The organism is Desulfosporosinus sp. I2, from assembly GCF_000960765.1.
Classification (GTDB): Bacteria; Bacillota; Desulfitobacteriia; order Desulfitobacteriales; family Desulfitobacteriaceae; genus Desulfosporosinus.
This window is the reverse complement of record NZ_JYNH01000216.1, coordinates 1-5,424: the sequence shown is the minus strand read 5'-3', so window position 1 is coordinate 5,424 and position 5,424 is coordinate 1. Positions and strand designations below refer to the sequence as shown.

At 36.2% G+C, this 5,424-nt stretch carries 5 protein-coding genes and 1 pseudogene; 4 read left to right on the top strand and 2 right to left on the bottom strand.

The window, feature by feature from the left end; all coding sequences use genetic code 11:
* Positions 1–200: 200 nt before the first annotated feature.
* Complete coding sequence (locus UF75_RS24605) at positions 201–575, bottom strand: transposase (protein ID WP_045577155.1); 375 nt, start codon at positions 573–575, stop codon at positions 201–203.
* A gap of 1,084 nt (positions 576–1,659) precedes the next feature.
* The gene (locus tag UF75_RS30565; protein WP_242860420.1) at positions 1,660–1,818 is read right to left on the bottom strand and encodes a hypothetical protein; all 159 of its coding nucleotides are present in this window, start codon (positions 1,816–1,818) and stop codon (positions 1,660–1,662) included.
* Between the two features lie 284 nt (positions 1,819–2,102).
* On the opposite strand from UF75_RS30565, the pseudogene UF75_RS30560 reads away from it, so the two are divergent.
* The 4 genes and pseudogenes from UF75_RS30560 to UF75_RS24585 form a co-directional block, all read left to right on the top strand.
* Positions 2,103–2,248, top strand: a pseudogene (locus UF75_RS30560) (transposase); the annotation flags it as partial.
* 97 nt (positions 2,249–2,345) lie between these two features.
* A complete protein-coding gene (locus tag UF75_RS24595; protein ID WP_045577154.1) occupies positions 2,346–3,635 on the top strand; it encodes a metallophosphoesterase in 1,290 nt (429 codons plus the stop codon).
* Between the two features lie 22 nt (positions 3,636–3,657).
* Positions 3,658–4,725 (top strand): GTPase-associated system all-helical protein GASH, encoded by a 1,068-nt coding sequence (locus UF75_RS24590; RefSeq protein WP_045577153.1) that lies wholly within the window; start codon positions 3,658–3,660, stop codon positions 4,723–4,725.
* 2 nt (positions 4,726–4,727) lie between these two features.
* Positions 4,728–5,424, top strand: a 697-nt coding sequence (locus UF75_RS24585) for a hypothetical protein (RefSeq protein WP_045577152.1), incomplete at its 3' end; no start/stop codon positions are given.

The window sequence follows — 5,424 nt, the reverse complement described above, 5'->3', positions numbered from 1 at the left end:
TTTCTTTAATTGAATTAATTGCATCTTCAATTGTTTTATCTCTCCCAGCTAAAAATGAAGGAGGAGTCCCTGCTCCTGGAGTATAGGGATTTTTTAACACAATATCACCCCAACTTTGAATTATTGTGTTAAGTTTATCATCAATATAAGTTCTAATCTATATCACCACCAAATATTTGTTAATTATTATTTTTACCCAATTACGTTATTATAATTATCTTACTGCATGTTATTCTCCGAAGCCGTATTTGCAAGTATTTTTTACTAGCGGATACTTCGCTAAACGGAGTATTCACGAAATCTGTGTGGGGTTGATGTTTTGGGACATGATAACCAGCCTCTTCAAAGTAAGCTGAAATAGGTTTGGAGTAGTTCCCAGTAGCCTCTAACATAATATGAGGTTTCTTACCGGTTTCGAGTTCTAATTGGCATAAGCGATCCTTTAAACGAGACATATCCTTAGGGGTATGATAAAAAGGAAAAGGTTTATTAACAGACTCATGATAGCTTTTAAAGAGGGCGGCCACGCTCTTGGACTTAGAAACATCAATACTTAATACAGGAACATCAATCATGAAAAACCTCCTCAAATCTGGGTACCGTTCTCAACAACCAGCCTTAGGTTCGCGTTGTGATACGGGCTCGAAGCCCAACCAGCTCAATCAAGGTATTAGCGTCAAAGAGGGCATGAACAGTTTATTCGACGGGATCAAGTCCCAATAGAGTGTACGTTCTTTACCCAGTTTTCTTCAGTATAAAGGAATACAAAAGAAAAAAGGCCCATACCCAGATCGAACTGGTTATGAACCTATAATACGAACAGAGAGTTTGCAACATCGGAGAAGATATGTATGTAGTAACCCGACGTCGCAAATCCGCAGTGGTCAGAAGTACACACTATTTTGAATCTAAGAAAAACCTAATAGGTAGAAAAGAAATATCCAAAGAATAAGGATGGGGGCATTTTGTGCTTTCAGCCTTATTCTTCATAATCTAATATTTTCGATAGAAAGCAGGAATATATTGGATTGTGTTGAATAATGATGAGTAATGGTAGCTGACGTTGGATCGATTTTAATGCGAAGGTTCATTTAACCAAATGTCTATCCTGAAAACAGAGTACTAGGGCCATAAAAATAAAAAAAATTCAACTATACTCAAGTAAAATGCAAATGCTTGAGCAATCATAAATTAGGCCTTTGAATATTTAATTAGCCACTAAGCTGTACTGGAGTTAGCGCTCTGTTCAATAGTAACGGTAAGTGCGAATGTTTCAAGTCTCTTTACGGATTTCTTAACGATCTCCGCTTTCCGGCGGTGATCAAAGTAATCCGGTCCTAGTTCTTTGTATGGTGTGTTACTTTTGAGCATGTGGTACGCAGCTTTGAGGATGGCATGAGCAACGGCTACAGTAGCACGGTTATTGCCGCGTCTTGCGGCAATCCTAGTTTATTGGGCACTGAAATAGGGGTTCTTCAGATGCCCCGCGACCTTAGCACATTCCATCAGTGTAGTCCTTAAGCATGTCGCTCCCTTTACGGGTTTTACCGTTTTTGCGTTTGCCTGCACTCTCGTTGTTGTCGGGGCAAACGTCAGCCCATGAAGCGAGTTATGACTCCGATGGGAATTGATTCATATTGATATCAATTTCGGCAATGATCACTTGCGCGCACGTTCCGCAACTCCGGGAATAGAGTCGACAAGAGACACTTGATTTTTTACAGGTTTCATTCTTTCTTGGATTTCTTGATCGAGCGAAAGGACTTGTTCTTCAAGAATATCAATATGCTGTAACATTGTCCTTTGATGATCACCCATACAACATGAAGTGCTTCTTCAATTCGAGGTATTTTCTTACGCATTTGTCTGAGCGCTTTATCTGCCATAGCTAGAACGTAAGTACAGCCAGCAATGAGTATACCAAGCATTCGACGGGATGATTTACCATCGATGTCGCTGGCAACACCCTAACTTGATATTTGCGCCTTCAAGCACCTTTTGGATGCAGTTCAACTCTCTGGCGCGCCCCGCAACCATACTTTTGCGATAACGAACAAGTTCTTTGAGTTTGCGCTGCTCCCCTTGGGAATAAAACTGCCGTTATGGAGGCAACCGGATCATACTTGAAGCCAGTCTACAATCTTTTAAAAATGGAGGGAATTCCTACTTTAGTTGTAAATGCACAACATATTAAACTGTACCTGGACGTAAAACCGATGTTAAAGACTCAGAATGGATTGTTGATTTAGTTTGTCACGTCCCACGGGTGTGGCACGGAGTGCCACATGGGGGTCTAAATGGGAAGTCGCAATTTATTGTAGTATTTCGGGAAAGAGGATGCTCGGATGACAAAGATTTCTTTTATACATTTATCAGATATTCACTTTGTAAAGACCAGTGGAAATCCTGCAGATATTGATCAAGATTTAAGAAATGCAATTCTTACAGATATAGAAATAAATGCGAAAACAAGTTTAGAAAAAGCAGATGGGGTACTAGTAAGTGGTGATATAGCATTTTCCGGGAACAAGAAAGAGTACGAAAAGGCCAAAGAATTCTTAGAAGAAATAACAAACATATTTAGAATAAATAAAAGTTCAGTGTATTGTGTGCCTGGGAATCATGATGTTGATCAAAATGTACCCAAAAATAGTCCCGCAGTATATGAATCCCAGTGCAAATTAGATTGTATAGGGTCATTGGATGAAATTGATAGAATCTTTGAACGCAAGATAAATGATGGTTGTTATAATGATCTTCTGTTTAAAACGACTCAAGAGTATAATGAATTTGCGAGTATGTTTGTGTGCAATACACATGCGGATATGGTTAATTGGGTCCATTACTTTAACCTAGATAATAATATGAACCTTAAGATACACGGAATGAATTCGTGTTTTATATCTAATGTTGATGATCACAAGGACCAAAATGATAATAGACTTATGTATATTGGACAAGCACAGATCCCAAAAAGGGAACAGAATACAGTCGTTATGACATTGTGCCATCATCCGCCAGATTATTGGAAATTCATTTTAGATATTCAAGAAAAAATAAATAGAAGAGCTGACATCCAGTTATATGGCCATAAGCATAAACAATCAATTTTGTTAACAAAGGATAATATAACTATTACTTCTGGAGCAACACATCCAGTTAGGGGTGATGATTGGAATCCGCGATATAATTGGATAACTATAGAATGCTTAGTGATAAATAAAAAAAGAGTAATAAAAGTAGTGATTTATCCCCGAATACTAGACGAAACTAGAGACAGATTTATTCCAGACGCAGAGTTTTGTGGTTATGAAAATTTCATTGAGCATATATTGCCAATTGACGAAAAAAGAGAAAAGGATTTGTCGGATAAGTGTTTAAATGAAACACATAATGAAATAAGAAAGCTAGGTGTAGAAGGGCAAAAAGTTGACGGAGATGAAAAAAATCTGCGTGATTTAATATATAAATTCTTTGATTTGTCATACATAAGGCAGACAGAGATTTTAGTTGGACTTAATTTACTAGATGACGATGATAGGGGAAAGCGTTATTCTAATATAATATCTAAAATTATTGATAAAGCTGAACTACATAACCAAATGCGCGAATTATGGGACGAAATAAATAAATGATAGTGGTAAAAGGAGAAAAACTATGCGAGAAAACTTTTGTGAATGGTATAGAATTGTTTGCGTAGACCCATCAAATGAGCAATTGAAAAGCAGGTGGGAAAGTGTACAAGAATATTGTGAAATTGAAGAAATAAATATCTTGGAATTAGTTAAGATGTTTTTTGGATTACCAACGGATGCGTCATTCAAAAAGCAATTTATTGATTTATATGCTAAAGATTTGACGTTTCAAAGTAAAAATGAACGTGAAATATCTCTCCTTGCAGGTGTAACAATAATTGAGTTGATGGAGAAAGAAATACACGTAACTAAGATTGTTCTTGCAACTATGTGTATTGCACTATTTAAGCAAGATGCCATTATTCCAGATGTTCAAGCAATAGTATCTAAAAAATTAAAGGACATAACTGCTGAAATAAGAGATTTGGAAACTGAGCAAAGGATGCGCACAATATCTAATACTGAAATAACCGAATTAAAGAAATCTTTGGAATTAGGGGCATGGAATCCCCAAAATATTGTGGAATTTTCAAAAGTTCTTTCAAATATAGCAGCTAATTTCAACGCTCTAGTAAATAATCAAAATGAGCTATCTAAGTCATTAATTATTTTTAAAGAGGACTCTAATATACTATCTTGGCTGTTTGGAGAGTGGAGTAACGATTTGGACAAACCATTAAATGGTAGTATTAAGCGTAGTGAAACTGCACTAATTCTTGGTAAGGAATTAGCTGATTTAGTTGAACAAATTCCTGGCCCATATCCAGCAAAAGCTTTTTTAAAGAAAATGTTAGGACACTGCAAAGCAGATAAAAAGAATATCTCATTGGTAGAAATGGTAGATTCATTAGATGAAAGCTGGAAAGAACTATTACTTGATGATTACAATATAATCAATAACGGAGAAAATACCCCCATATTATTATCTGTTTCAAAAGCGTTAGAGACAAATGAGCCAAAAGTTTGGAAGCATGCATATCAGAAAGCAATAGGAATTGATGCCGAAGAAATGATAAGTGATCCGTTGACTTGGGCATATCAAATGTATTTAGAGTGCTTATTAGTCAAATATATTAACAGAGAGGAATAAGCATGGATATTAAGCCAATAATTGAGAGTGATAAAGATATTGATATACTGATAAATGATGAATTAGAGATAAATACGAGTATTGAAGGTGTAACCGATGAGGGACTTAGTAATAGCGAAAAGAAAGATTCAGTTCGCTTACCATCAGGCAGGGCGCTTACTTTAATAGAAACCTATGAAATAACAGCATCAGAAGACACCAAAATTATTGTGCTAGTTGGGCCATCAGCATGCGGAAAAACTACTATTGAAACAACACTATATCAGATGTTTCAAAATGGTGAAGTTGGTGATTATTATTTTGCAGGCTCAAAAACAATACAGGGTTATGAACAAAGAGCCTTTTATACTAGGACGAAATCAAAACAAATAAAATCTATGACGCCTAGGACAAGCCGTGGAGTTCAAGAAACTTTTTTACACTTAAAGGTTTGGAATCATAAAACAGATAGGTATCAAAATTATCTGTTTGCAGATTTATCAGGGGAAGATTTTGAAAGTCATATAGCGGATATTGAAACAATGCAAAGAGATTTTGACTTTATTAAATCTGCAGACTATATTATCGCTGTCCTTGATGGGGAATTGCTGTCAAATAAGAAAACGCGAAATGGCATATTTGAAGAAATGGCGCAGTTATTGAGAACAGTATGTGATGCAGGACTTACTACTGTGCGAACAAATTTACAAGTAGTTATTA

Excerpts from the sequence above, each read along its gene's own strand:
- UF75_RS24605 (WP_045577155.1), bottom strand. The coding sequence starts at position 575 with ATGATTGATGTTCCTGTATTAAGTATTGATGTTTCTAAGTCCAAGAGC.
- UF75_RS30565 (WP_242860420.1), bottom strand. The coding sequence starts at position 1,818 with ATGGGTGATCATCAAAGGACAATGTTACAGCATATTGATATTCTTGAA.
- UF75_RS24595 (WP_045577154.1), top strand. The coding sequence starts at position 2,346 with ATGACAAAGATTTCTTTTATACATTTATCAGATATTCACTTTGTAAAG.
- UF75_RS24590 (WP_045577153.1), top strand. The coding sequence starts at position 3,658 with ATGCGAGAAAACTTTTGTGAATGGTATAGAATTGTTTGCGTAGACCCA.